Origin of the sequence: Caulobacter hibisci, from assembly GCF_016135805.1 — a bacterium.
Classification (GTDB): domain Bacteria; phylum Pseudomonadota; class Alphaproteobacteria; order Caulobacterales; family Caulobacteraceae; genus Caulobacter; species Caulobacter hibisci.
On record NZ_JADWOX010000012.1, the window covers coordinates 126,518 to 150,464 of the forward strand.

Below are 23,947 nucleotides of genomic sequence, written 5' to 3' on the forward strand. Positions count from 1 at the left end.
TTTGGGTACGCGGGTACTAGCAGCGGGTCAGGATCGGCACGGTCGAGCGCCGACCGCCCTGCACCGTGACATGGCGTCCGACATGTTCGAAGGAAAGATCGGTCAGCCGCTCGCCGACGCCCAGGTTCTCGATCGACAGGCTGTCGATGCCAATCGGCAGGCGCGGCTCCTGGATGCGAATCTCGCCCGCCCAGCCATCGACGGTGATGCCCAGGCAAGCTTGTAGCATCATGAAGGCCGAGCCCGCCGCCCAGGCCTGGGGCAGGCAGGCCACCGGATAGGCCACCGGCGGCTCGCCCGGTTGGCGCGGGAAGCCGCAGAACAGCTCGGGCAGCCGCATCTCGTAGTGGGCGGCGGTCTCGAACAGGCCCGAGGTCATCCGCACCACCCCGTCGCGGTGGCCGTAGCGGGCCAGTCCCATGGCGCAGATGGCCGTGTCGTGGGGCCAGACCGAGCCGTTGTGATAGCTCATCGGATTGAAGCGCGGCTCGCCCTCGGCCAGGGTCCGTACGCCGAAGCCGTTGTGGAAGACGTTGGACAACAGGGTCTCGGCCACCTTGGCGGCCCGCTCGGGCGAGGGCAGGCCGCAGAACAGCAGGTGGCCGGGGTTGGAGCCGCGCACCCGGCAGGGCTGGCCGTGACCGTCAATGGCCATGGCGTAGAAGCCCTTGTCCTCCATCCAGAACCGTTCCTCGACCATGGTCCGCAGATGCTCGGCCTTGGCGCTCCAGCGTTCGGCCAGGTCGGTCTCGCCGCGACGGCGGGCCAGGTCGGCCATGCCCTTGAAGGCGGCGAAGGCGTAGCCCTGCACCTCGACCACGGCGATCGGTCCGTCGGGGAACTTGCCGTCGGCGTGGAAGACGCTGTCCTCGCTGTCCTTCCAGTTCTGGTTGGAGAGGCCTGTATCGGCGCCGCGGGCGTAGTCGATCAAACCATCGCCGTCGCTGTCGCCGAAGTGCTCGATCCAGCCGATGGCCGCCTGCAGGCGCGTCCAAAGGCTGTCGATGAAGGCGAGATCGCCGGTCCGCTCGGCATAGGCGCAGGCCAGGGCCACGAACAGCGGCGTGGTGTCGACCCCGCCGTAGTAGCGACCGAAGGGCAGTTCCCCCAGCGCGGTCATCTCGCCCTTGCGGGTCTCGTGCATGATCTTGCCCGGCGCGCTGTCGCGGAAGGCGCTGACCTCCTCGGCCTGATGCTCGGCTAGGTAAGCCAGCACGCCCTTGGCCAGCCGCGGCTCGATCCACAGCACCTGCCAGGCGGTGATGATGGCGTCGCGGCCGAACGGGGTCGAGAACCAGGGGATGCCGGCATAGGGGTAGGGGCCGGTGTCGAACTCGGTGGTCAGCAAAGCCAGATCCGCCCGCGACTTTTCCAGCCAGTCGTTGAACAGTCGCCCGGAGCTCTTCAGCCGCGCCCCGCGCCGGCGACGGCCGCGCATGTCGAGCCGGGCCCGGGCGGCGGCGGCGCGCCAGCGCTCGCGGGTCGGCGGATGGTCCGGAACCGGCCCGACCTCGAGATAGAGGTCGAAATGGGTGTCCGGCGTCAGCATGAACATGAATTCGGCTCGCTGCGGCGTCAGCCGTCCGGGCGGTTCGGAGAAGGCGATGACGCTGTCGCGCCGCAGCTCGTCCAGGCCCTGATAGGCGAAGTGCACCGAGCGGCCGTTCAGCTCGGCCGGCAGCACGCGCCCCCTGGCCTTTCGCTTGGAGCCGCGCACCTCGAACATGTCGTGGAAGTCGGCGTCGTACTCCAGGATCACCGGCAGGATGACCATGTCGCGGCTGTAGTTGACGAAGCGCAGGCGCTCGTAGAGCCGCTCGGCCCACAGGAAGCGTTTGCGCTCGATGTGGATCGCGCCGTGCGGCGCCGAGGCCCCGCCCAGCGACTGGACGGTCTGGTTGGTCGAGTGCGAGGTGAAGAACACGTTGTCCTGCGAGACGCTGGCGCTCAGCAGGGCCGGCGGCTGGCCGCCGATCAACAGGCGCAGGCGCGACAGCAGCCGGGTGTCGTCGTGGAACAGGCCGTCGGCCGCCCCCAGCACGTCGCCGAAGGCGTCGGCCACCAGGAAGGTGTCGCGGTCCTTCAGCGCGAAAAGCCGGTAGGGCACGCGCGGTTCGCCGGTCTCCCCCTGCTCGCCGGCGGTCAACGGGGTCGGTGCGAGGTCGTCCATGAGAGGCCCCTTTTCCGGAACGCTGGGTCCGAAACGCGATCAGCGGCCGCGCCGGTGAGGGCGCGGTCGCTGAAACTTGGAAACACAATGCGGCCTCAGGCCGGCAGCTTGGCCGTGGGGCTGGACCGCCGACAGGTCAGGCGCTTTGGGCGAGGGTCAGTCGCGGCGGCTTGGCCGCCTCGTCCAGGCGCGAATAGATGTCGAGATAGCGACGGGCCATGGCGTGGGCCGAGAACCGGGTCTCGAAGCGTTCGCGCACCGCCTGGCGCGACAGGTCGGGCAGCCGGCGCAGGGCGGCGACGGCTTCGTCCTCGTCGTCGACGATGAAGCCTGTGACGCCTTCCTCGATCACCTCGGGCACCGAGCCCCACTGGTAGGCGACCACTGGCGTGCCGCAGGCCATGGCCTCGATCATCACCAGGCCGAAGGGCTCGGGCCAGGCGATGGGGAAGAGCAGGGCGTCGGCGCCGCCCAGGAAGGCCGACTTCTCCGCGTCGCCGATCTCGCCGACGAACTCGATCAGCGGATGGTCGAGCAGGGGCTCGACGACGCTGTGGAAATATTCGCGGTCGGCGGCATCGACCTTGGCGGCGATCTTCAGCTTGCGGCCGACACGCTTGGCGATGGCGATCGCCCGCTCGGGACCCTTCTCCGGCGAGATCCGGCCCAGGAAGGCGAGGTAGCCGTCCGACTTCGGGTGGAAGTCGTAGATCTCGGCGCACATGCCGTGCAGCACCGTGCCGGCCCAGTTGGCGAAGGGCAGAGGCGCGCGCTGGCTGTCGGAGATCGAGATCAGCGGAAACTGCGGCCAGCGGCGATAGACGCCCGGCAGGTCCTTCAGGTCCAGCCGCCCGTGCAGGGTGGTCAGGGTCCGCTCCGCCATGTCCGAGAACATCGGGAAGTGGATCATGTCAGTGTGGAAGTGGATGACGTCGAATTCGTCGGCGCGGCGGCGCACCTCGGCCAGCATCGACATGTGGGCCGCCAGGTCCGACTTCAGCGGCGCGGGGTCGAGACGGATGGCCTGGTCGCGGACGACGACCAGATTGGCCTTGGTCTGGGCTTCGCCGGAGGCGAACAGGGTGACCTCGTGACCCAGGTCTACCAAGGCGTCGGTCAGGTGCGCGACCACCCTTTCCGTTCCCCCGTAGAACCGCGGCGGAACGGCTTCATACAGGGGCGGAACCTGGGCGATTCTCATGTGCGGCAATCCTGGCAAGGACGATTGTGGCGCAACGGCGCCGTCGACGAACAGCAAACCGCGAGTGTGGCTGTAAGGTTCCGCCACGTCAGAAAGAACCAAAAGGCGACCTTGGCCGTTCGCCTTTCACAATCCTCGCGTTGACGAAGCCGACGCGGAATTGCCATTTGGAAGTGCGCGGAGGGGCCGCGCGCAATGTGCGTGCGAGACCCGTTGACGGTGACCAAGAGCTTGAAAGTGACGACCGCCCTACTGGGTGCGGCCCTTTGGATGTCGGCGGCTCCCGCCGTCCAGGCTCAAGCTCAAGTCCGGCCAGTCCGCGCGCCGCAGCAGGCGCCGACCCAGGTGCCCGCGCCGCCGGCCCTGCGCGCCGACCAGATCGACCTGCTGGCCAAGGCGCTGAACGACGCGCCGGCCCACGGCTTCGATCCCGGCGCCTTTGCCCCCGATCGCGCCCTGGCCCTTCTCGACTCGCGCAGCGGCGCCGACCGCCAGGCGGGGCTGAACCAGCTGGTCGCCCTGACGATGCGCTACGCCAGGGCCGTGCACAGCGGCCGCCTGGCCGCCGCCGACTTCGACGCCAACTGGGGCCTGCGCCCCGCGCCCTACGATCCGGCCCCCGGCTTCGCCGCCGCCTTGCAGAGCGACCGCCTCGCCGCCTGGCTGGAAGACCTGTCGCCGCCCTATACCGGCTACCAGACCCTGCAGAAGGGCCTCGTCACCTATCGCGACATCGCCGCCCGCGGCGGCTGGGCCGTCGTCCCCGAAGGCGCGCCGCTGAAGCTGGGCGACAAGGGCGACGCGCGCATCGTCCAGCTCGAGGCCCGGCTGGCGGTCGAGGATCCCACGATCGCCGTCGATGGCGTGGCCGTGTTCGACGAAGCCCTGCAACAGGCCCTGATGCGGGCCCAGAAGCGCTTCGGCCTCAATCCGGACGGCGTGCTCGGCAAAGGGACGCTGACGGCCCTGAACGTGCCGGTGCAGCTGCGTATCGACCAGATCCTCGCCAATATGGAGCGCTGGCGCTGGCTGCCGCAGGAGCTGCCGGCCGACCGCATCCAGGTCAATATCGCCGCCGCCGTGATGAGCGTCTTCCACCACGACGCCCCGACCCTGACTATGCGCGCCGTCACCGGCCGCCCGGGCGACGAGACGCCGATGCTGCAATCGCAGATCCACTCGATCGTGCTCAATCCGCCCTGGAACGTGCCGTCCTCGATCGCCACCAAGGAGCTGTGGCCCAAGGAGCGGGCCAATCCGGGCTATCTAGCGCGCAACGACTTCATCGTCATCCCCACCGGCGACGGCGGCTCGCGCCTGCAGCAGAAAGCCGGCGACAAGGCCGCGCTCGGCGTGGTGAAGTTCGACTTCAACAACCCCTACGGCGTCTACCTGCACGACACCCCGTCGCGGGCCAAGTTCGCCAGCTACAGCCGCCTGGCCAGCCACGGCTGCGTGCGCCTGGAAAAGCCGATACCGCTGGCCAAGCAGCTGCTGAACGGCAGCGCCGAATGGACGCCGGAAAACGTCGACTCGACCATCGCTTCGGGCAAGACGGTGCGGGCCCAACTGGCCCAGCCGATGGCGGTGTTCCTGCTCTACTGGACCGCCTATGTGACCCCGGACGGGCAGGTCAACTTCCGCGACGACCCGTATGGCTGGGATCGTACGCTGGTGCAGCGTATCGCCGCATCCAAGCCCGGCTCAGCTTGACCCGAGCGCCCTCGTCAGGCCTCTTTTGGTGCGTAGGCCTTTCCGATCGGGAAAGTTTATCGTGTTCCAAGTGAGCTTCGGCGGCCCTCGGGCGGCCTGACGCAGCCAGTCGGGAAAGCGTATCCATGATCGAACGACGCAAGCTTCTGGGGCTTGGCCTCGGTGTGCTGGGCGCCAGCGCGGTCGGGCCCATGGCGGCCTTCGCACAGTCCAAGTTCAGCCCTGGGGCCGATCCTATCGCCGACCTGCTGATGAAGCAGGACATGGGCGCGGCGGCCGAGGGCATGGCTGATAACGAGCCTCCAACGCCGTCGGTTCCCGAGCCCGAGCCGACTCGCGTCATTTCGCGCGAACCCCGCTGGCTGAAGCTGCACAATGTGCACACCCAGGAAAAGGTCGAGGCGGTCTATTTCGAGAAGGGCGCCTATGTGCCCGACGCCGTCCAGGCCCTCGACAAGGTGCTGCGCGACTATCGCACCGGCGACGTGGCGGCGATGAATCCCAAGCTGTTCGACATCATGGCGGGCCTGGCCTCGCGGGTGGAGAGCAAGTCGCACTTCCAGATCATCTCCGGCTATCGCTCGCCCAAGACCAACGCGATGTTGCACGCGCGCAGCGGTGAGGTCGCCAAACGCAGCCTGCACATGGACGGCAAGGCCATCGATCTCTATCTGGAGGATGTCTCCCTGGATCGGCTGAGGACCGCGGCCCTCGACCTGAAGCAGGGCGGCGTCGGGTACTATCCCGTCAGTAACTTCGTTCACGTTGACGTCGGCGCGGTCCGGCGTTGGGTCGGCTCCTGAGCGAGGGAGCCCGCCCGAAAGGGAGCTCCAGATGGTCAAGGCCGAACGTCGCGGCAATCCTTTGGGATGGATCGTCCTGGGTTTCGTCGTCGGCGCCGTGGCGGCGCTCGGCGTGATCCTGGTGGTCAGCGCCGGGGTCGGTTTCGAAAGCTCCGGCTACGAGGAAGGCCCCGAGGTCCGCACCGCGGCCGATGACGCCGCCAGCGCCGCCGTCACCCGCACCCCGGCCACGGCCGCCGCGCCGGTCGCTGCGACGCCCGAACCCGAAAAGCCGCCGGTCGTGCAGGCGCCCGCCGCCGCGCCCCAGCCTGCGCCCGAAATCGATCCGCAGATGGTCGACGATGCCGCCGCCGCCGGGATGACCTCCCGGGCTAAGCGAGACTAAAGCCCGATCCGCCGCGATCCCTCGGCCACGGTCACCACGTCGAAGCCGGCGTTGACCGCGCCGTCGATCAGCCGTTCCAGCGTCTCCACCGTGCAGCCCCAGGCCGACGGGGCCTTCGCCACGTCGTGGGTGTAGAGTATCAGCCAGGCCTTGCGGCGGTGCGCCGCGTCCAGCCAGCGCAGGGCCACGGCCTCGCCGTCCTCGCCCTCAATGCCGACGGCCGGAGCCTGGTTGAGGTCGGCGCCGTTGGCGATCAGGCCGTGATGCAGGGCCCGGAGGGTCTTGAACCGGCCGGCCAGGGCCGTCTTGGCCGGGGCGGCGACGTCGCCATAGGGATAGGCGAAGCTGACGGCCTTCCCCACGCCCCAGGCGGCCAGGGCGTCGGTGTTCTGGGCCACGTCGGAGAGGGCGACCTGCGTCGAGGCCTGGCCGCAGTCGAGGTGGCTGAAGGTGTGGCAGCCGATCTCGTGGCCGGCCGCATGCAGGCGGGCGGCGTCCTCGCCGGTGGCGTAGCGGCCCATCGGCCCGTCGCGACCGGTCAGGCCGGCGGCGAAATAGTAGGTGCCGCGAAAGCCACGCTCTTCCAGGATCCGCGCGCCCGCCTCGCAGGCGCTGGCCGGGGCGTCGTCGAAGCTGAACGACACCATCGGCCGCTCCAGCTTCACCCGCGCCGGGCGGCGATGCTGCAGGCGGATCAGCCGGCGGCGGACCTTGCCCTTCAGCGAGCGGTCCGGCTCGTAGGCGTCCACCTTCTCGAAGGTCTGTTCGACTGCGGTCATCACACGGCGTCCGAATAGAGGGCGGCCCGGTAGAGCCGCATGGAAAACGCCCGCAGGGGCGTTGGCAAGCTTTCGGCCAGGGCGATGGCCTTCAGCCACGGCCGCCAGGTTCCGCGAAGGGGGACGCCCTTCAGGGCCTTGGCGACCTTGTAGCTGGGATAGGCGCTGACCAGGTCGTGGTGGGCGGCGACCACGCGGGCGAAGTTGGCGGCCGACTGCTCGTACTTGGCGGCGATCACCGGGGCGGGGTCGAGGCCCAGGTGCGTGGCGGTGTTGTCGATGTGCAGGATCGGGTGGGCGCGCCCCACGCGCATGCCCCACTCGACGTCCTCCCAGCCCCAGCCGGCGAAGCCCTCGTCGAAGGCGACGGTCTCGAAGACGTCGCGGCGGATCAGCAGGTTCGAGGTGAAGACGTGCTTTTCCGGCTCCTTCGCCCGCTCGGGGGCGGGGGTGCAGTCGCTCTTCAGCGCCATGGCCCGGTGCAGGGCGTGCTCGGGGCGGATCGGGGTCTGGTTCAGCGACAGGCCGCCGAAGGCGACCGGGGCGTCGTCGCCCGCCACCGCCAGCCAGCGCGAGAGGAAGTCGCGCGGGTCGGGCAGCATGTCGCTGTCGAGGAACAGCAGGTGGCGCCCGCGAGCGTGGGCGGCCAGGCGGTTGCGGCCCTGGGCGCGGCCGGCGTTACGCGACAGCCGCACGAAGCGGGCCGGGCGCTTGAGGCCCGCGATGATCTTGCCGATCTGCGCGGCCAGGGCCTCGTCGCCGCCGCCGTCGTCCAGAACCACGATCTCGGCCGCGCCGTCGGTCCCGTCCAGGGCGCGGAGCAGGGCGGTCGGGTTGTCGCGGAAAGTGGGGATCAGCACCGACAGGCGCGGGGCGGCCTGGCCCCAGGCGGCGTTGTTGGCGAGCGTTTCGGTGATTAGGGCGGTCATGCGGGGCGGAACCTGCGGGTCAGAAGGGCCAGGCGCGCGCGGGCGCCGCCGGCGTCGAGCAGCAGGGCCGCTCCGCCGAAGGTCGCCGCGCCGAGGCCGGCCTTGAGGATCAGTTCGGGCAGGCCCCCCAGGTCCGGCAGGGCCAGGACCAGGGCGGCCATCAGCAGGCTCGACAGCCCGACCTTGGCCAGCGCCTCCCACGGGATCGGCAGGGCGCAGGCCTGGCGGCCCAGCAGGCCGGCGGCGATCGCGCCCAGGGCGTAGCTGGCGGTGGTCGCCCACAGCGCGCCCGACAGGCCAAAGCGCGGGATCAGGATCAGGTTGAGGGCGAGGTTGGCGCCGGCCGGGATGGCCATGCAGACACTCAGCATCGTCGTGCGCCGGCCCAGGGTGAAGGCCTGCAGCAGGTAGTAGGTGGTCACGCCCGACAGCCAGCCGCTGGCGGCGATCCACGGTGTCACGCCGGCCGCGCCCTCGCGCAGGGCCGGGCCGATCATCACCTCGGTCAGGGGACGGGCGACCAGGGCCAGGCCCACGGCGGCGGGCAGGGTCAGCAGCACCATGAAGTCGGCCTGCTCGCGGGCGCTCTCATGCAGGGCCTCGCGGCCGCCGCGCTCCAGCGCCGCGACCATGGCCGGACCGCCGGCCATGCCCAGCCAGATGAACACCACGTCCAGGGTGCGTGAGCCCAGCGAATAGCCGGCGTGGTAGACGCCGACCGCGCTCTCGTCGAGGAAGGCGGCCAGCAGGAAACGGTCGGTGGTCGACAGCACCAGGGCCAGGATCAGCGAGAAGGCCACCGGCAGGCCGTAGGCGGCGTAGGACCTGGCCAGGGCCTTGTCGAAATGGCCGCCCTTCAGCCGTCCGATGTCGGCCGGCAGCACGAACACCAGGCACAGCAGCGAGATCGCGCCCATGCCGAGGATCGGGGCCGCGCCGCCCAGGCCGACCAGGGCCAGCACCAGCCCCAGGGCGAAACCGCCGACGGTCTGGACAACGTCCAGCAGGGCCGCGCCCGACACCTCGCCGGCGGCGCGGCGGCGCTCCTGCGACAGCTTGGCCAGGCTTTTCACCGCCGCGGCGGCGAAGGCGGCGGCGACCGCGACCTTCAGGGCCGGGGCCATCGGCCAGAACCGCAGGATCACGGCGGCGGCGACCGGGATCGTCAGGGCCATCAGGACCCACAGCCGATAGAGGGTGGCGAAGTGATCCGGCAGGCGGCCGTCCTCCTGCGCCCGGGCATGGAAGCGGGCCATGGCCGCCTCGGTCCAGGTCAGCAGGGCCGTCTGGGTCAGGCTCAGCGCCGAGAAGGCCAGCGCATAGGTCCCATACTCGGCCGGCGTCAGCAGCTGCGTGAACAGCACGATCGTCAGCAGGCCGACGACCCCCTGGACGATGTTGACCGGCAGGTAGCCGAGGACGCCGCGCCAGAACATCAGCGCACGGCGGTCTTGTCGCCGAGCAGGCAGGGCACGGTCATCAGGATCACATAGAGGTCCAGCCAGAACGACTGCCGCTCGATATATTCGACGTCGTAGGCCACGCGCTGGCGGACCAGTTCGGCGGTGTCGACGGCGCCGCGCGAGCCTTTGATCGCCGCCCAGCCGGTGACGCCGGGCTTCATGCGGTGGCGGTGGGCGTAGGTGGCCACCAGCTTGGCCGACTCCACGTCGCCGGTCATCATGCCGATGGCGTGCGGGCGCGGCCCGACGATCGACATCTCGCCGGTCAGCACGTTGAACAGCTGCGGCAGCTCGTCGAGGCTGGTCTTGCGAATGAACCTGCCGACGCGGGTGACGCGGTCGTCATTGGCGCTGATCTGGCGGGCGGCCTTGGCGTCGGCCATCTCGTGCCGCATCGAGCGGAATTTCCAGATCAGGATCGCCTCGTTGTTGAAGCCGTGGCGGCGCTGGCGGAAGAAGATCGGGCCGGGGCTGTCGAGCTTCACGGCGATGGCGACGACCAGCATCACCGGCGCGGCGACGATCAGGCCCAGCAGCGTGACGACCAGGTCCTGGGCGCGCTTGACCATGGCCCGGCGGGCGTCGGTCGGGGCCCCCGACAGGTCGGCCAGGTGCGAGAGGGCCGAGTCGCGGTCGGCGTCGCCGCCGATGTCGACGATCAGGCTGACCGGGTTGGGCAGTTCCGACAGGCGGTCGACCAGCTGGCCGACCCGGGCCTGGGCGGTGGATTCGACGGCGATCACCACGCGGTCGACGAAGGGCATGATGCGGTGGTCGACCAGGGCCTGGGTGTCGCCCAGCACCGGCACGCCCATGACTGCCTCCGGGGCGCGGGCGGCGCGGTCGTCGAACACGCCCAGCACGTTGACCTCGCCGGTGCGCAGGGCCGCGGCGATCAGGCGCTCGGCGTTGGTCGTGGCCCCGACCAGCACGATGTTGGGGGTCAGGGTCCCATTGCGGCGGCCGTTGCGGACCAGGGTCCACCAGCCGGCGTGCAGGGCTACGAAGGCGGGCAGGGCGATGGCCAGCCACTTGGCGACATGCGGCGGGCCCGCGCCCAGCGGCGTCAGGGCCAGGATCTGCACGGCGATCGTCGAGGCGCCGATCGCGGCGGCCACGCGCAGCAGGTGGCGGGTCAGGGCCTCGCGATGGGCGAAGGCGTAGGCCTCCAGGCCATGCAGCGCGCCCAGCGCCACGACGGCGCCAGCCAGGGCGGCAACGAGACCGCCGTCGCGGGCGACCCAGAAGGCCACGGCGAGGGCGAGAATCGCGTCGGCGAGCCGGAACCCGCGCGTCAGGTTCTGGATCTGGACGCGGGCGCGAGCGGGGGTCAGGCGCTCAGGACGAAAGGGACCGCGCCGGCTATGCACTTCGGCGGACGCAGGGGCTGCGTCCGCGGGGCGGGCGAGGGCTGAACTCATGATGACTCTTGGGCTTCTGCGCGCGGGAGAACGAGGTTCAACCTAGCGTGGCCGTCTGAGCGTCGCGTTAACGCGATTTTCCTTCACGGTTCGATTGTCATTCGCGAACGAACAGGCTATCGAACCGCTCCCTCTCAGGAGGAGACGTGGCCGAGAGGCTGAAGGCACCGCTTTGCTAAAGCGGCATACCCCAAAAGGGTATCGAGGGTTCGAATCCCTCCGTCTCCGCCAACACCCCTTCCATAGCAATCCACCGGCGTCCGCCGGCGTCCCGAAAACCTTTACGGAATAAGGGTTTGATCGCGACATTGTGTTTGGACGCGTCCACCCAAATCCATCACTGTCGACGCTCAGACCGTAGGTAGGAACTGGGGTAGCGATGGCCCGGCTTCTTGAACGCTTGAGTCCCTTGGAGGTCCGCCGGGCAGAATCGCCTGGCCTCTATCCCGATGGCGGGGGGCTCCACCTCCAGGTCACCGGCGAGGCCGGGCGCTCCTGGATTTTCCGCTACTGGCTCAACAAGAAAGAAAAGTGGATGGGCCTTGGGCCGCTCCACTGCGTCAGCCTGGCCAAGGCCCGGGAGCTGGCGCGCGGTGCGCGGGAGCTTCTTCACCAGGGCCTGGATCCGCTGGAGGAAAGGCGCAAGGCGCAGAAGGCCGAGGTCCTGGAGGAGGCCAAGGCGATCACCTTCGACAAGGCGATCGACGAGTTTATCGAGGCCAACCAGTCGGCCTGGCGCAACGAAAAGCACATCAAGCAGTGGAAGACTTCGCTGACGACCTACGCTTCGCCTCACATGGGTAAGCTGGCGATCGCTGACATCGGCGCCGACGAAGTCCTCAAGGCGCTCAAGCCCATCTGGGGCAGCAAGGCGGTGACCGCCGGCCGGGTTCGCGGCCGGATCGAGAACGTCCTCGATTGGGCGACCGCCCTTGGCTACCGGCAGGGCGACAACCCAGCGCGCTGGGGCGGCCACCTGGACAAGATCCTTCCCGCCAAGGCCAAGGTGGCCAAGGTCAAGCACCACGCCGCGCTCCCGTATGCCGGCCTGTCGATGTTCATGCGCAAGCTGGCCGAGTTCGACAGCGTCTCGGCCAAGGCCCTGACCTTCACCATCCTGACGGCCGCGCGCACCGGGGAGGTGCTTGGGCTCGAGTGGAGCGAGATCGATCTGGAGGAGAAGGTCTGGACCGTGCCGGAGGGAAGGATGAAGGGGCAGAGGGAACATCGTGTCCCGTTGACCGACCCAGCGATCGCGATCCTAAAGGACATGGCCGATCGCTGGCGAGACGTCGAAGCTAGGCGCTGGAAGCCCAATCGCTCCAAGGCGGCGCCCACCGAGCCGACCGGGCCGGTGTTCTTCGGCGCCAAGGCCGGCAAGGGCCTGTCGAACATGAGCATGCTCAAGGTCCTCAAGACCCTGCGCCGACCGGACCTGACCACCCATGGCTTCCGCAGCACGTTCCGTGATTGGGCGGCCGAGAAGACCGATCATGCCGGCGAAATCGTCGAGATGGCCCTGGCCCATGTCGTGGCCAACAAGGTGGAGTCGGCCTATCGCCGCGGCGATCTCTTCGGCAAGCGTCGGGTGTTGATGGAAGACTGGGCCAAGGCCTGCGCGGTGATCGGCTAACGGTCCATAGCAGGGGTGATGGGCTCAACCTCAAGCTTGGCTTTTGATGGGTCTCGCCGGTATCTAGGGCCTTCACTCACGCCGCTCGGTGTTCCCTAGACCGTGTCCATCGCCCTCGTCGCACCAAAGAAATTCACCTTTCAAGACCTCGTCTGCGTGGAGCTGGGTCTGCGTTGCAAGGACGCCGCGCTGCTGGCTGAGCCGACGGGGGGCGAAGACGCGCAACTTGACTGGAATGGAGCAGGCCTCTGCGAGGTGCAGGTCAAAGGCGCCGCCGGCGACGTCTCGGCGGCGACACTCGCCGAACATCTCTTGCATTTTCCCCCGCACGCGGCGGTCAACCCGTTGTTCGATCGCTTGCGTGATGATCCGACGCGTAGCGCGCTGTTCGTATTTTCGGGACGCTGCGACGATGAGCTGAAGCCACTGCTCGCCCCCATGGACTGGCAAGGGGGCGCGCGCGGGCAAGCCGTTGACGAAAAGATCGGGGCGTCACTCTGTGCAGCCTTCAAGGCCTTGGCGACAAAGCGCAAAGCAGGCACGACGCCAAGCAAGCTTGCCCAGAAGCGCAGTAAGCGTGTCGCCGAACTCGCCGCGCTCACGGCTGCCGATTGCACGGGCGTCTTGCAGCGCGTGTTCCTGCACGAACTTCAATCAAGCGAGACGATCGACGTGATCGTCCAGAAGCGCTTGTTGGCGCAAGGCGTGCCTACCGATCGCCTGGCCGACGGCGTCTCGCGCTTGGCCAAGATCGTAGCGGACGGCAAAGGCCTCGACATCGACCTCAATCCGACCCTCCATGATCTGCTGGCCACGTTTGGGCCGGAGCTAGTCGCCAAGTCGGGCTACCTTCCGCGCGGCGAAGATGCCTCGATGCTGGAGGAGCTGTCTCGGCTAGGCGCGATCCTGCTGAGCGGGCCGCCGCGGGTCGGCAAGTCCTGGACTGCGTTTCAGCTGGCTGGCGAGCTTCAGAAGCTAGGATTCGAGGTCCAGCGAAGCAGCCACATCGATCAAGCCGATCGCTTCCTCAATGAGCCCGTGCGGCGCCAGCGTGCGTACGTCCTCGAAGATCCGCTCGGACCACGACAGGCCGTGGCGGATTCCTCGGTCCGATTGGTGGCCCTCCAGAAGCTGCTAGATGGCCTTGGTGATGACCGCCGTCTGATCGTCGCTCAAAGCCAAGAGCCTTTGTTGGAAACGCGTCGCGCTGGAGCGCTTGCCCAATGCGCCGTTGGCGCCTGGCAATGGCGCGCTCTTGGTGCCTTGCCCCTCGAGGACGCCCAAGCGCTCTGGCGTAGAGACGCCGCTGAGGCCCAGGTCGAACCGGTGCTCATCGAGCGGATTTCCAAACTCATCGCCGAAACTGAGGCGTTGAGGGATGCGGGCGCGATCGCATATCTGGCAGCAACGATCGATCGTATCGAGGGGGTGCCGACAGACGCTGAACTATTGGCGGCTTCGCGGGCCGATGCGGTCGACTTTGCCCATGCCCTGGCGCAGGCAGACGCCCCGACGGGCGATGTCCTGAAGGCCTGCGCGATCGCCACGGAGCCTGGCCGGGACGCGCAGTTGCGGGAGGTTGCGTTCATTCTGGGGGGCGCCAAAGAACGCCCATCGCTTCGATCGGATTGCGGGATCGACGTTATGAAGCCGGCGCCAATCGTGGCTCCGGTCTACGAGAAAGATCCTCTCGCGCAAGGCGGCTTGGACTCGCCGATCTTGTCGTTGCGTCGGCGGAGGGTCCTTGAGCGTCATGGCGACCAACTGAACTTCGTCCACCCCTATGTTCGTGCGGGCGCACAAGCCCTACTGCGCCCCGAATTCGATGATGAACTGGAGTTGGCCGCTGGCCAGGTCGAGCGCGCCCTGGCTGCTGTCGACCGCGACGCTTCTCTGTCAGCCGCGAGGAACCTCGACTGGATTCTTGGCGCCTTCAAGGGGGCCGCCGGTGGTTATGACCGCACGCTGGACCTGGCCGAAACCGGACTGCGATCGCTCTATCCAGCGACGCGCGACGCCTGCTTCGATTTTCTCTCGCGAAGTGTTCTGTCCGCGGCGAGCGAAAAGAAGACGTCCATTTCGCATTGGGTCTCTTCGGTTGACCTCGATTTCGAGCAACTTGTTGCGGTCGATGGACAACTGATTGTCTGCCAAGGCCTGGAGGCGTTCTTTCATTCGTCAGACCCGCCAAAGGTTGCTGACGTGGCACCGTATGTGGATGCGATCCGTACGGGAGAGGTCATCGATCTAGACGCCGAGACATCTAAGCTGATCCTCGACGCCTATCGTTCTAGCACCGAGGATTTGCCTGCGGAGATCGTCGCACGACTGCTCGCCGCAAATGAGGCGGCGATCAGAGCCGAAACGGTGCGCTTGGCCCTAACGTCGAGTGAGGCGAACGGAGCGCTGCTCCTGAGCAAGATCGCGGACGATTTTGCTCCGGCCATTACAAAGACGATCTTCCTGCACGTCTGCAGGGAATGGGACAGCCTTGAAAAGGGCGACCGGGAAAGTTTCCTCGAGGTGCTCGACAGGCACGCCCATGCCATGGGCGGAGCCACCATACTTCTGTCGCTGCTGTCTCAATTCAGGGCTGACGACCACTTCGACGAGCTCGACGATTGGGCGAGCTCGCCTCGGTGGGAAGTTTTGTCCCGACTTGCGCCGGTTGCCATCCGCAATGCGCCCAACGTCATTTTCCGCGATGGTCGCCTAGTCGGGGCGATCGAAGAGGCCGCCGCGGCGGGCGAGGGTTTGCGATTGAAACCCTTGCTCGATAGCTGGGTCGAGAAGTTGCAAGCACGTCTGGCTGACAGAATTCCCGACGAGAACGAACTGTCTGTGATCGATCTTTTGGTGCGATCCGACGACAAAGCTTGGCGTTGGCCCCATGTGGCTTCGCTGTTGCAGGCTCAGAATACGGCGGCGAGGATTTATTTTACGGCGCGCCTGGCTTCGGCTTGGAGCAAGCTGACGCCTGACGAACAGCAGCGGTTTCTCGATGTTGTCGGGGCGTCCGTTGGCGATGAGCGCTGGCTTGTGGCGGCATGTCTCACGCGACGCGACGTAGCGTCAGATCTTGTCGAACGCCTCACCGGCGACCGAGATCTTTTGAGCCGTTCGCCGGAGGAACTGCTCGCGCATCTTGGCGCCCCTGTCTTCCAGGCCTGTATTCACCTCATGGTTGGCGCCCCCCAACCCCTCTGGTGGATCGGGCAACATCACCAAGGCGGGCGAGCATGGGCGCAGGCGGTGGAGTGGGTGGCAGGCGACCTGCGACGCCCGGGTTTTGCTGTCGCGCTCGATGACCTCGCAAACGAAGAGCGTAGCTCCGAACTGTTGAAAGTCGTTGAGTCCGTGGATCGCGAAACCCTTGTGGCGATAAGCAGGGTGCTGCTCTCGCGCCGGCTGGGGGAAGTCGGCAATTGGCAAGCCGAGGCTTGGGCGCGGCTGCTCGAGCGGGCTGAAGCGTTCGGGGATCTGGAGACCGTGATCGAGGCGATCGTTGAGGTCGCCCCCAACGCATTGGAGGATTTGCGGGAAATTCGCGAGTGGTTCGGCACGACGACTTATGCCGATCGCGTTCTTGGATCGTTTGTTGAGGACTTGAAGGCTCTTCAATTCATGTGGGGGCTCATAAAGGCGAGGAAGATGCTGGCGCCACCAACGGTGGGCTTTGGCTCTTTGGGTTACGACGACGATCTAGAAACCGAGACCTCGGTTGCGCTGAACGCGATACGGCGGGTGGCCGACGCTTTCAGGGACACATCAGAGAAACCCAAATTGTTTGGCACTTGGCAGCGTCTTGGCGAGGGGTTCAGGACGATCGGGGCCTCTGTCGAGACGCTCAAGTGGATTGAAGACGAACGGCGCAAGGCGATCGATCGTCGCTTCGCTTCGCGATCTCCGGAGGGCGAGGACGCATCGGTCTTCGCCGATTGGAAGGGGCCGCTCTAAGGGGGAGGAGATCTGAGCAAGCGATCAGGATCTTCGCGAGGTCCGCTTGGCGAGCGTCCGAGGCGAGCTGTTTGGCGCCGTTTCCAGCCGATCGAGGTAGGCCTGAAGTTCGCTTCGTCGGACCAGGGTACGGGAGCCATCCTTGAGAACCCGGATCTCGCCGGCCGCCACTAATTCGTACAGGCGGCTGCGGCTGATCGCCAGGACCTCGGCGGCTTCCTTGATCCTGTAGGCCAGGCGCTCGGGACCCGCTGAACGATCGCTTGGAGGGATTGGGTCCTGATGCATGGGGCGCTCTTGTTGTTACCGAGCGAGCTTGGCGCGGGCGCGACGAGCCGCAACCCCCGATCTGCTGACTGCGTATGCTGGCGTAGAAAGACAGGGTACCGGCGGGGGGAATCTTGAGGAGCGTGGTTCATGACCTCGTTCAACAAGGCCAGGCTCGCGAACAGGCGGTCTCAGCGTCGGCTATGGGGGAAGCGGCCGTTCGGACGCCGCCAGGATTAAGGCGGCGCGGGGACTCATCAAACCGCCTCTGCCTGTGGGCCAAAATTGGTAGCAGCTCGTCGATGGGGGGCGATCTGGAAGCTGCTTCAGCGGTGCGGAATGGCCCTGCGCTCTCGCGCTTTAAATTGCAATTCCTGATTGAGAAAAAGCGGCGCGGGATATACCCATGCCCACCCAAGTTCGGCCGGCGCCCAGCAAGGCCAGAGAGATTTGATGTCGACCAAGACCCACCTGAAGATTGCCGCTGCGCACCTCTGCGAGACGTTGGACACTAGGAGTTGGTACGACCTGACCACTGGCCCAAAGGTCCAGCTTGCCAGCCCCCTACAACTCGCCGACGGCGTGGATGAGTTGAAGTTTGCGGTGCCGCTTGCGGGGCATGATCTGCTCGACTGGGTGGAGAGGCATCTGAGCGGCCGCCTGCATGGCAAAGACGGGCGGCTACATTTCAAGGTCGCCGAGCCAGCTGATCACATCATCTCGGCCGACTACTTTGTAGAGGCTTTGCTGGGCTCTGCCGGCAGGATCGACAAAGCGTTGCGCAGCCTCACCAAAATCGTCACCGGCGCCGCTTGGACTCTACAGGTGGAAGAAGAACTGCTTGAGATCATCGACGGTGTTCGCGACGGCAAGGTGGACGCCGCCGCCTTCGCCGCTCGCATGGCGCAGTCGGACTTCGCGCCAGGGACCCCCGGGTATCATCACGTGTTTGCGCGAAACGCGCACATACTCATCGAGCAGACGCGAACGGCGTTGCTGCGTGCCTTCGACCATGCCGACCGAATGATGGCGCAGGTGCGGATTCTGCTGGCGAATGAGCAGGGCTTCTACCCGCCGCTCAAGCCGGGCCAGGAGATCGTCAACAGTTCAATGACTTCCGAGCGCATACATGGCGCCTTCGCCGATGGGGTCGGCGCGGTGGCGACCGCGCTGGATCTCCTGTACCGCGTTTTCGTCTATCTGGTGCGCGAGCCGTTTGGCGCGGCCGATCTGCCCGGCAAGCTCTATTTTCCCTACAACGAGGTGGGCAAACCCTATCGGCCGTTTCCGACCGACTCCGCAGCGGAACCGACGGATGTCGGCGCCGCCGACTTACCGTATGCGCTGCCGAACGTCGCGGCGGGCAATTTCTTCGCGCTGCGCGCGATGCGGAACGATCTCACCCACAACATGATGTCGGGCCATATCCAGCCGAGCTGCTTCGTGGGCCGTGGCACATCCCTCGTTGCCGGTATCTCGATACGCTACGTTCAGGCGGTCGCGCCGGACATCGACGGCGACGGCAAACCGCTAAAGCATGCCTATGTCGAGCGCTTCTACCTGCAACAGCGCGATGCGGCCGTCCAACTTCACGATCTGGTCGAAGAGCTCGCGCTGACCGTCGACCACTCCTTCCAATGGCTGGCGCATCGTCTCGAACAGCGTATAGCGCGCGCAGCGCCGGGGGGGGCTGATGACCGGTAGCTGATACTGAGACCAGCTGTTCGCGAACCTAGCTGTGGTGGATCTCGGCTATGGCGACGGGCGGATGATGCTTCGGCTATTGCGGGTGTCGGAGGACGGGGCGTCGGACGCGGGCGTAGGGGTATGGCGACAAGCTGGAGCAGGGTAGGGTCGGCGACCTTGATGTCTCTACGCTAGTTTTCGCCAAGTTCCCGTTCCTCGGCATAGCGTCGGCAACCTTCGTTGAAAGAACTGCTTTCGCCTCGGCAGCCGCTTTCGGAATCGATATTATGGTCTCGCGCCCAATCGTATCCTGCGTCGTGCCCTGACTCCATTCGATTCATTATTCCCTGGATAATCAACTGATCCTGGCGCGGTTTATCGGCCCTGAGCTCGGCCAAACGCGCTTGCTCCTTCGCAGCCCGCGCCCGCACGACCTCCAGGCAGCCAGCCGTGTAGTTGGGGTTCCAGCGCGGGCATTCTGCTTCGGTTTTGGGCCAGTTCATTTCCGCATCCGCGCGGCCCTGCGCCTTGCTCGCTGTCTGGCGATATTGCTCCATCAGCAGGCGACTCTCGCGGTCCTTATATGCTCGCCAGAGCACTGGCCCACCGACAAGGACTGACGCCGCGACACTTACCTGTAACGCCAGAAGGATGTAGTTTCGTGTGCTCGACATTCGTTCTCCTCACGTGTCCCATGTCATGAAGTGCCCGTTGGGAAAAGCCTGGGTCTGGCGAAGTGAGGGGCAATCTGAGCTTAGATCCTGTCGCTCGTGGGAGAGTGTCGAACGAAACCGACACTCTCCCACGATGATGACCTAAGGGGAGAATTTTTGTTCATTTCTCGGCGATGGAAATTTTAGTTTTCATCACCAAGTGGCCTGATTAAAGTTATCGAAATCCTTGATTGTATCTTTCGCCTCAGATGAAAATGACCAAATATCTCCATAGTCTTCGTGGAGCATATTTTGGTGCAGGTCCCATAGAATTCTTCTCCTCAGGTAGCGATATTCTTCGACTGGGTAGCAGCATAAGAATGATCGAGCTGTGATGTCGGCTGCAAGATACGCGCTTTCATCCGGACATTTGATAATTTTGTGGTCTATATAATTTTGTCCATATAGTTCTAAATACTCCTCAGCTTCCGGAAAGCGTGAAATATCTTCAAATTTCACTATATTGTCAAGGTCGTTAAAGAAGTGATACTCCAAAATTGCTCGTGAATTTTGCCAGTATCCTTCTCTTGATACTTTGAAAGACGTTGAGAATATTTTTCTGGCTATGGTGTTTATTTTGTCTGAAGCTAGATCTTCAAGAAGTTTGGCTCGAATCTCGCTTCTGTAGTTGCTGGTTATTAGCAATTCGGTGGCGATTTCCCTGTCGATGACGGCTCCGAACTCCCGGGATTGTGCCGCATCGAGTCTCTTTGCTTCGAGTAGGTCGGTCAACGCCTCGAAATTTCTCATGCGTTTCGAGAGAAGATTTGCCCTGTTTATATAAGGGGCAGGGTTTGGGTGAATTGCGATCGAATTTGTATATAATTCGATAGCTCGATCGCTTTCAAAGCGGCTGGCATGAGCCATGCCATCTTCAAATAGGCGCTGACCCTCTTGGTATTCTTTCGAGCGTCTACCGAAAATATCTCGAAACATGTTATGCCTTTTACTGATTTGTCGCGAATTTTGGTCGGCGTTGGTGTTTTTGCTGGGTGAAGCGCTATCACCCAACCTCGTGCGTCGGGCGTGCTCAATGATGGCGCCCGCGCAGGCACCGTCCTGCGCCGGTCGTACCCTGCCTGGCTATCGCGGTCCTTGGGGGCGCGCAGGTTGGCGTAGCTGGCATAGGCGATGAGGGCGGCTGAGGGACAAGAACGGGGAGATCAACCCGCTGGACATGACGCCAACGGTGATCACAGCCTCGAACGAGGGGGATGTCTCGGACATTTGCGTTCGGCGATGATCAGACGGGGAAGAAGCCGGCTCGCTCGCCGTCAGTGGCGAACTCGCCGGCGAACCAGGTGAAGGCGACCGCGCCGGCGACCGAGGGCGGGGGCGGCTTGTTTTCGATGACGATCACCTGGACCTCAGGGCCGATGCGGGTCAGGGAGTTCCAGAACTTGGCTTCCACGCCGTCGCTGACGCCGACCTCGAGCGGAGAGCCGGGCGCGAGGTTCTTCTGCTTGCTGAACGCCGTGAGCGGAGAGTCGATCACCACCAGGCCAGCGTGCGGACGTCCCCGCGCACGGCAATAGTTGAGCAGGCCGATGACGAAGGCCGAGTAGAGCACGCCGCGTACGCCCTTGCCGTGCGACTGACGTGGCTGGCCGTCGACCTCGATATCGTAGACGTTCTGGTCGAAGGTCACCTTCCCGCGGCCAGGCCAGCTCCAGTCCTGCAGAACCTTTTCGATCTCCGTGCAGAGATCATGTACGCCGCTGCTGGGCAGGGCTTCCCACTTGCGCGCCGTCGCCCGGGGGCGGTTGGCCTCGGCCTCGATGGACTGGCGAAGCGTGCGCAGGCTGACAGCCTGTTCCTTGTCGTTTCGCGCCGCTTCCAGCACCACCCGGCGTTCCACCAGCCGGGAAAGCCGGCTGTCGGCGTCGCGCAGATCCACGTTCATCAGACCGCGGACCTGGGCGTCCACGCGTGTGATCGTCGTGCGAGCCTCGTCACGCACCCCCACCTGGTAGACGCGGCGCGCCTCCACGTCCTGGATGGTCACCGTCAGGTCTTGGCGCAGGGCCAGGATCTTGGCCGCTTCGGCGCGGGCGGCGGTCTGGACCTCGGCGTTGTCGGCCTCGGCGTGCTGGTGGGCGTCCATGGCCTGGTCGCAGAGCGGGCAGGCGACCGACTGCAGGGCGTCCAAATAGTGCGCGCCCTCGGCTATGAAATCCAAGCGATCCAGATCCGACCCGTAGCGCCCGTCGAGGAGGCGATATCGCGCGAGGAGTTCGTCGATGGCCATGATCTGGCCTTCGGCCTTGAGCTGTCGCCCCAGTGCGACTTCGCGCTCGATCTGCAGCGCGGCGTGGGCCTGGGCGTTGTCGTCCATGAGGGTCGACAGGCGCGCGATCGCGCCCTCGACCTTCTCGATGGTTTCCTCCGTTTCGCCGTCGCTGACCTTCAGGCGCGCGTCCAGGGGCTCCAGAAGATTGTCGATGACCGCCAGCTTGGCGTTCAGCCTGGCCACGACGACGTCATTGCGCTCGGCCGACACCACCTCGCCGTCGTCGCGCCCCGCCAGCGAAAAGGCAAAAGCGCGCTCATTGATTGTGGTGTCGAAGCCTTCGGGCCCGCGAACGGGCGAGCGCGCATCGATCACGGCCACCTCATCGACCAGCATGGAGGGCATCCAGTGGCGGAAGGTCAGGCGCTGCAGTTCGCCATAGCGGTTCTTGCGTAGATTGGCCTCGGGCAGGTCGGCGAACGGGAACAGCACCGAGGTGACGTCGTCGGCCTTGCTCCTGCCGCGACGGCGGGGAACGACGGTGCTGGGGCTCTGGTTTGTCGGACGCACGCCGTCGATTTCCCACGGCGTGACGGTCAAGTCGCCGCCGGAAAGCGCCCTGGACAGGGTCAGCGGCTCTTCGTCATCGTTGGCGAACTGTACGAACAGGTGCGAATAGGGTTCGGACAGCGGAAACCGCTTGATCTTGTCGGCCCCGAAAATGAAGTCCAGGCACTGGACGAGATAGCTCTTTCCGGTGTCGGAAACGCCGGCCAGGATGTTGGCTCCGGGTTTGAAGGTCAGCTCGGCGTCGGGAACGCCCTTGCCGCGCACGACCACTCTACGCACCTGAAACACGGCTAAAGCTCCAATTCATTGAGCGCGGACAGGCGGTCGAACTCTGCGCCCCACTGTCCGATATTGCTTTCCATGAAGGACGCGAGGTCGGCATCCTCGAGTGCGCCGAAGCGCTCGATCACCCAGTGGGCGCGACAGCGCAGCGCCTGGGCGTAGTCGTTCGACAGAAGGTCCAGGAAGGCCTTGGTCAGCTCGCCGCGGCAGTAGCTGATCCCGGCGCTGTTCAGGTGCTTTTCGAGCAACTCGCGCGAGAACATCTGGTCCAGACCTGCGCGCAGGACGTCACGCTTGACGAGCATCTCGCCACCGCGGAAGGGCACGGCGGGATGCAGGCTGTGCGGACCCTCTTCGACGTCGCCGGAGTGGACCAGCAGATAGTCGTAGGCGATCAGGCGCTGCAGGTCGCAGGCCCTGCCCTCGGCGGCGTCCAGGACGAAGAGAAGGCGCAGGCCGCATTCCAGCGGCGTGTTGAACAACCGTGCTACCGGCCGGGGCGCTGGAGCCGGGCTCATGGCTTGCACCAGCGAACAAGGTCCTCATTGGCCATCTGGTGGCACATCCCCTCCCGATCGGCGGCTTGAACGTGGTCGGCCAGGATGTGGCCGCCCAACTGCAACGCCTGGGCGGCCTTGATCGTATCGACAAGCCGCTCGTAACCGGACGCCCCGGCGGCGCTGTAGTTGAAGAACAGGCCCTGGCTGAATTCTTCCAGCAGCGTGGTGAAATAGCCCTGATCGGCCATGTGGTCGCGAGCCAGCGCCTTGAGGCCTTCGGCCGCGTAGAAGGTAAGGCGCGAGCGGTTGAAAAGGACGCGACAGGTGCTGTCGTGGGCGAAGTCGTTCGGCTGGCTGACCGGGATCTTCAGTTCCTGGCCGATCACCTCGAACAACTGGCCGACATAGGCCGTCTCGAGCGGCGCGACGGTTGAGGGGGGAGGGGAGACTGGCGGCCGCGTGATCAGCGGAGCGCCGAAGATGATGTGGTGGTATTTGGTCTTGCCGTGCTCGTCGATCAGTTCGTGCGGCTGTTTGATCCGGAAGGTCGCAAAGTCGAAGCTCTCGACATAGGCCTTGAACGGACCGGCCAGGACCACCGACCCCTTGCCAGTGATCGCCTTGGCGCAGTGCTTGTCCCATTCGTCGAGAATGAACTGGCGAAGCTTGTCTGGGATGTCGATCAGGTCCTGGAGATGTCCGGTGACGCCCAGGTGGGTGACGAACCAGTAGGTCTCCGGCTTGGGGAAATCACCTAGGCACGTATAGTGGAGCAGCTTGGCGATCTCGCCCGCGGCGGCGCCGGCTCCCAGGCGCGTTGTGTAGTGCTTGCACTGATAGATCTGGCTGCGGCGCGGGGACGCCGTCGGGGGATCGAGCCAGACGACGATATCGCGACCCTTGTCGCCGGCGCCGCCGCGTTGCTGGACCTCAAAGGCGCCCGCCAGGTGATCCTTCAGATAGCCTTCAGCCCATTCGAGCGTGAAGCGTTCGAAGTCGTCGGCGCTGAAGTGCGCCAGGCGTTGGAGCGGGGCGATAGGCAGTCCGGCGTGACTGCTCAGGAGGCGAGCGTTGACGCCTGGCCACGGGGTTGGACTTGGCAAGGTCTGGGCCGTGGTGCTGCCCGAAACTTTGGCTACGACTCCCAAGACCTCACCCGCGATACTCGTGTTCTCAAGCACCCAGGATGGTGCTTGTGCTTTTTGGCGCGACTCAAGACGCGATGCATCTCACGCGATAGCCGTG

18 protein-coding genes and 1 tRNA gene are annotated in these 23,947 nt (G+C 65.6%); 7 read left to right on the top strand and 12 right to left on the bottom strand.

The genetic code is table 11. The features are described 5' to 3' along the window. Positions 1-16 precede the first annotated feature (16 nt). Together I4Q42_RS17035 and I4Q42_RS17040 are read right to left on the bottom strand one after the other, a co-directional pair. On the bottom strand, positions 17-2,170 hold the full coding sequence (locus I4Q42_RS17035; RefSeq protein ID WP_198577279.1) for an amylo-alpha-1,6-glucosidase: 2,154 nt from the start codon (positions 2,168-2,170) through the stop codon (positions 17-19). A 136-nt stretch (positions 2,171-2,306) separates the two neighbouring features. Further along, positions 2,307-3,371 (bottom strand): glycosyltransferase family 4 protein, encoded by a 1,065-nt coding sequence (locus tag I4Q42_RS17040; protein ID WP_198577280.1) that lies wholly within the window; start codon positions 3,369-3,371, stop codon positions 2,307-2,309. A gap of 237 nt (positions 3,372-3,608) precedes the next feature. Here I4Q42_RS17040 and I4Q42_RS17045 point away from each other — a divergent pair, with 237 nt between their 5' ends. From I4Q42_RS17045 to I4Q42_RS17055, 3 genes are all read left to right on the top strand, one after another. Continuing rightward, on the top strand, positions 3,609-5,084 hold the full coding sequence (locus I4Q42_RS17045) for a L,D-transpeptidase family protein (protein ID WP_456298606.1): 1,476 nt from the start codon (positions 3,609-3,611) through the stop codon (positions 5,082-5,084). Positions 5,085-5,209: 125 nt separating this feature from the next. Beyond that, the gene (locus I4Q42_RS17050) at positions 5,210-5,887 is read left to right on the top strand and encodes a DUF882 domain-containing protein (protein ID WP_198577282.1); all 678 of its coding nucleotides are present in this window, start codon (positions 5,210-5,212) and stop codon (positions 5,885-5,887) included. Between the two features lie 31 nt (positions 5,888-5,918). Beyond that, positions 5,919-6,272: a hypothetical protein gene (locus tag I4Q42_RS17055; protein WP_198577283.1), complete on the top strand. Its 354-nt coding sequence runs from the start codon at positions 5,919-5,921 to the stop codon at positions 6,270-6,272. Here I4Q42_RS17055 and hfsH read toward each other — a convergent pair. Genes hfsH through hfsE form a run of 4 tightly spaced genes read right to left on the bottom strand, consistent with a single transcriptional unit; the run spans position 6,269 to position 10,864 of the window. Then, positions 6,269-7,051: an oligosaccharide deacetylase HfsH gene (gene hfsH, locus I4Q42_RS17060; RefSeq protein ID WP_198577284.1), complete on the bottom strand. Its 783-nt coding sequence runs from the start codon at positions 7,049-7,051 to the stop codon at positions 6,269-6,271. The two genes, I4Q42_RS17055 and hfsH, sit on opposite strands and share 4 nt — an antisense overlap. Further along, the gene (hfsG, locus tag I4Q42_RS17065) at positions 7,051-7,980 is read right to left on the bottom strand and encodes a polysaccharide biosynthesis protein HfsG (protein WP_198577285.1); all 930 of its coding nucleotides are present in this window, start codon (positions 7,978-7,980) and stop codon (positions 7,051-7,053) included. The genes hfsH and hfsG overlap by 1 nt, the downstream gene beginning before the upstream one ends. After that, entirely contained in the window at positions 7,977-9,416 is a 1,440-nt protein-coding gene (hfsF, locus tag I4Q42_RS17070) for a polysaccharide biosynthesis protein HfsF (RefSeq protein ID WP_198577286.1), read from the bottom strand. The genes hfsG and hfsF overlap by 4 nt, the downstream gene beginning before the upstream one ends. Beyond that, on the bottom strand, positions 9,416-10,864 hold the full coding sequence (hfsE, locus tag I4Q42_RS17075; protein ID WP_198577287.1) for a polysaccharide biosynthesis protein HfsE: 1,449 nt from the start codon (positions 10,862-10,864) through the stop codon (positions 9,416-9,418). Before hfsE ends, hfsF begins: the two co-directional genes overlap by 1 nt. 140 nt (positions 10,865-11,004) lie before the next feature. Between hfsE and I4Q42_RS17080 the strand changes: the two genes are divergently transcribed. The 3 genes from I4Q42_RS17080 to I4Q42_RS17090 all read left to right on the top strand — a co-directional run bounded on the left by I4Q42_RS17080 (position 11,005) and on the right by I4Q42_RS17090 (position 16,454). Next, a tRNA-Ser gene (locus tag I4Q42_RS17080) sits at positions 11,005-11,095 on the top strand. A gap of 148 nt (positions 11,096-11,243) precedes the next feature. Then, a complete protein-coding gene (locus tag I4Q42_RS17085) occupies positions 11,244-12,497 on the top strand; it encodes a tyrosine-type recombinase/integrase (protein WP_198577288.1) in 1,254 nt (417 codons plus the stop codon). Positions 12,498-12,599: 102 nt separating this feature from the next. Next, the gene (locus tag I4Q42_RS17090) at positions 12,600-16,454 is read left to right on the top strand and encodes an nSTAND3 domain-containing NTPase (RefSeq protein WP_198577289.1); all 3,855 of its coding nucleotides are present in this window, start codon (positions 12,600-12,602) and stop codon (positions 16,452-16,454) included. Positions 16,455-16,478: 24 nt separating this feature from the next. Here I4Q42_RS17090 and I4Q42_RS26650 read toward each other — a convergent pair whose 3' ends face one another. After that, positions 16,479-16,742 (bottom strand): helix-turn-helix domain-containing protein, encoded by a 264-nt coding sequence (locus I4Q42_RS26650; RefSeq protein WP_198577290.1) that lies wholly within the window; start codon positions 16,740-16,742, stop codon positions 16,479-16,481. A 432-nt stretch (positions 16,743-17,174) separates the two neighbouring features. Between I4Q42_RS26650 and I4Q42_RS17100 the strand changes: the two genes are divergently transcribed. Beyond that, the gene (locus tag I4Q42_RS17100; protein WP_198577291.1) at positions 17,175-18,425 is read left to right on the top strand and encodes a hypothetical protein; all 1,251 of its coding nucleotides are present in this window, start codon (positions 17,175-17,177) and stop codon (positions 18,423-18,425) included. A 173-nt stretch (positions 18,426-18,598) separates the two neighbouring features. On the opposite strand, the gene I4Q42_RS17105 is transcribed toward I4Q42_RS17100, so the two are convergent. The 5 genes from I4Q42_RS17105 to I4Q42_RS17125 all read right to left on the bottom strand — a co-directional run bounded on the left by I4Q42_RS17105 (position 18,599) and on the right by I4Q42_RS17125 (position 23,805). Then, positions 18,599-18,964, bottom strand: coding sequence for a hypothetical protein (locus tag I4Q42_RS17105; RefSeq protein ID WP_198577292.1), 366 nt, complete (start codon positions 18,962-18,964; stop codon positions 18,599-18,601). Positions 18,965-19,273: 309 nt separating this feature from the next. Continuing rightward, positions 19,274-20,056 (bottom strand): tetratricopeptide repeat protein, encoded by a 783-nt coding sequence (locus tag I4Q42_RS17110; protein WP_198577293.1) that lies wholly within the window; start codon positions 20,054-20,056, stop codon positions 19,274-19,276. A gap of 307 nt (positions 20,057-20,363) precedes the next feature. Next, complete coding sequence (locus tag I4Q42_RS17115; protein WP_198577294.1) at positions 20,364-22,208, bottom strand: hypothetical protein; 1,845 nt, start codon at positions 22,206-22,208, stop codon at positions 20,364-20,366. A gap of 2 nt (positions 22,209-22,210) precedes the next feature. Continuing rightward, positions 22,211-22,684, bottom strand: coding sequence for an ABC-three component system middle component 2 (locus tag I4Q42_RS17120; RefSeq protein ID WP_198577295.1), 474 nt, complete (start codon positions 22,682-22,684; stop codon positions 22,211-22,213). A 32-nt stretch (positions 22,685-22,716) separates the two neighbouring features. Further along, positions 22,717-23,805 (bottom strand): ABC-three component system protein, encoded by a 1,089-nt coding sequence (locus tag I4Q42_RS17125; protein WP_198577296.1) that lies wholly within the window; start codon positions 23,803-23,805, stop codon positions 22,717-22,719. Between the last annotated feature and the right edge of the window lie 142 nt (positions 23,806-23,947).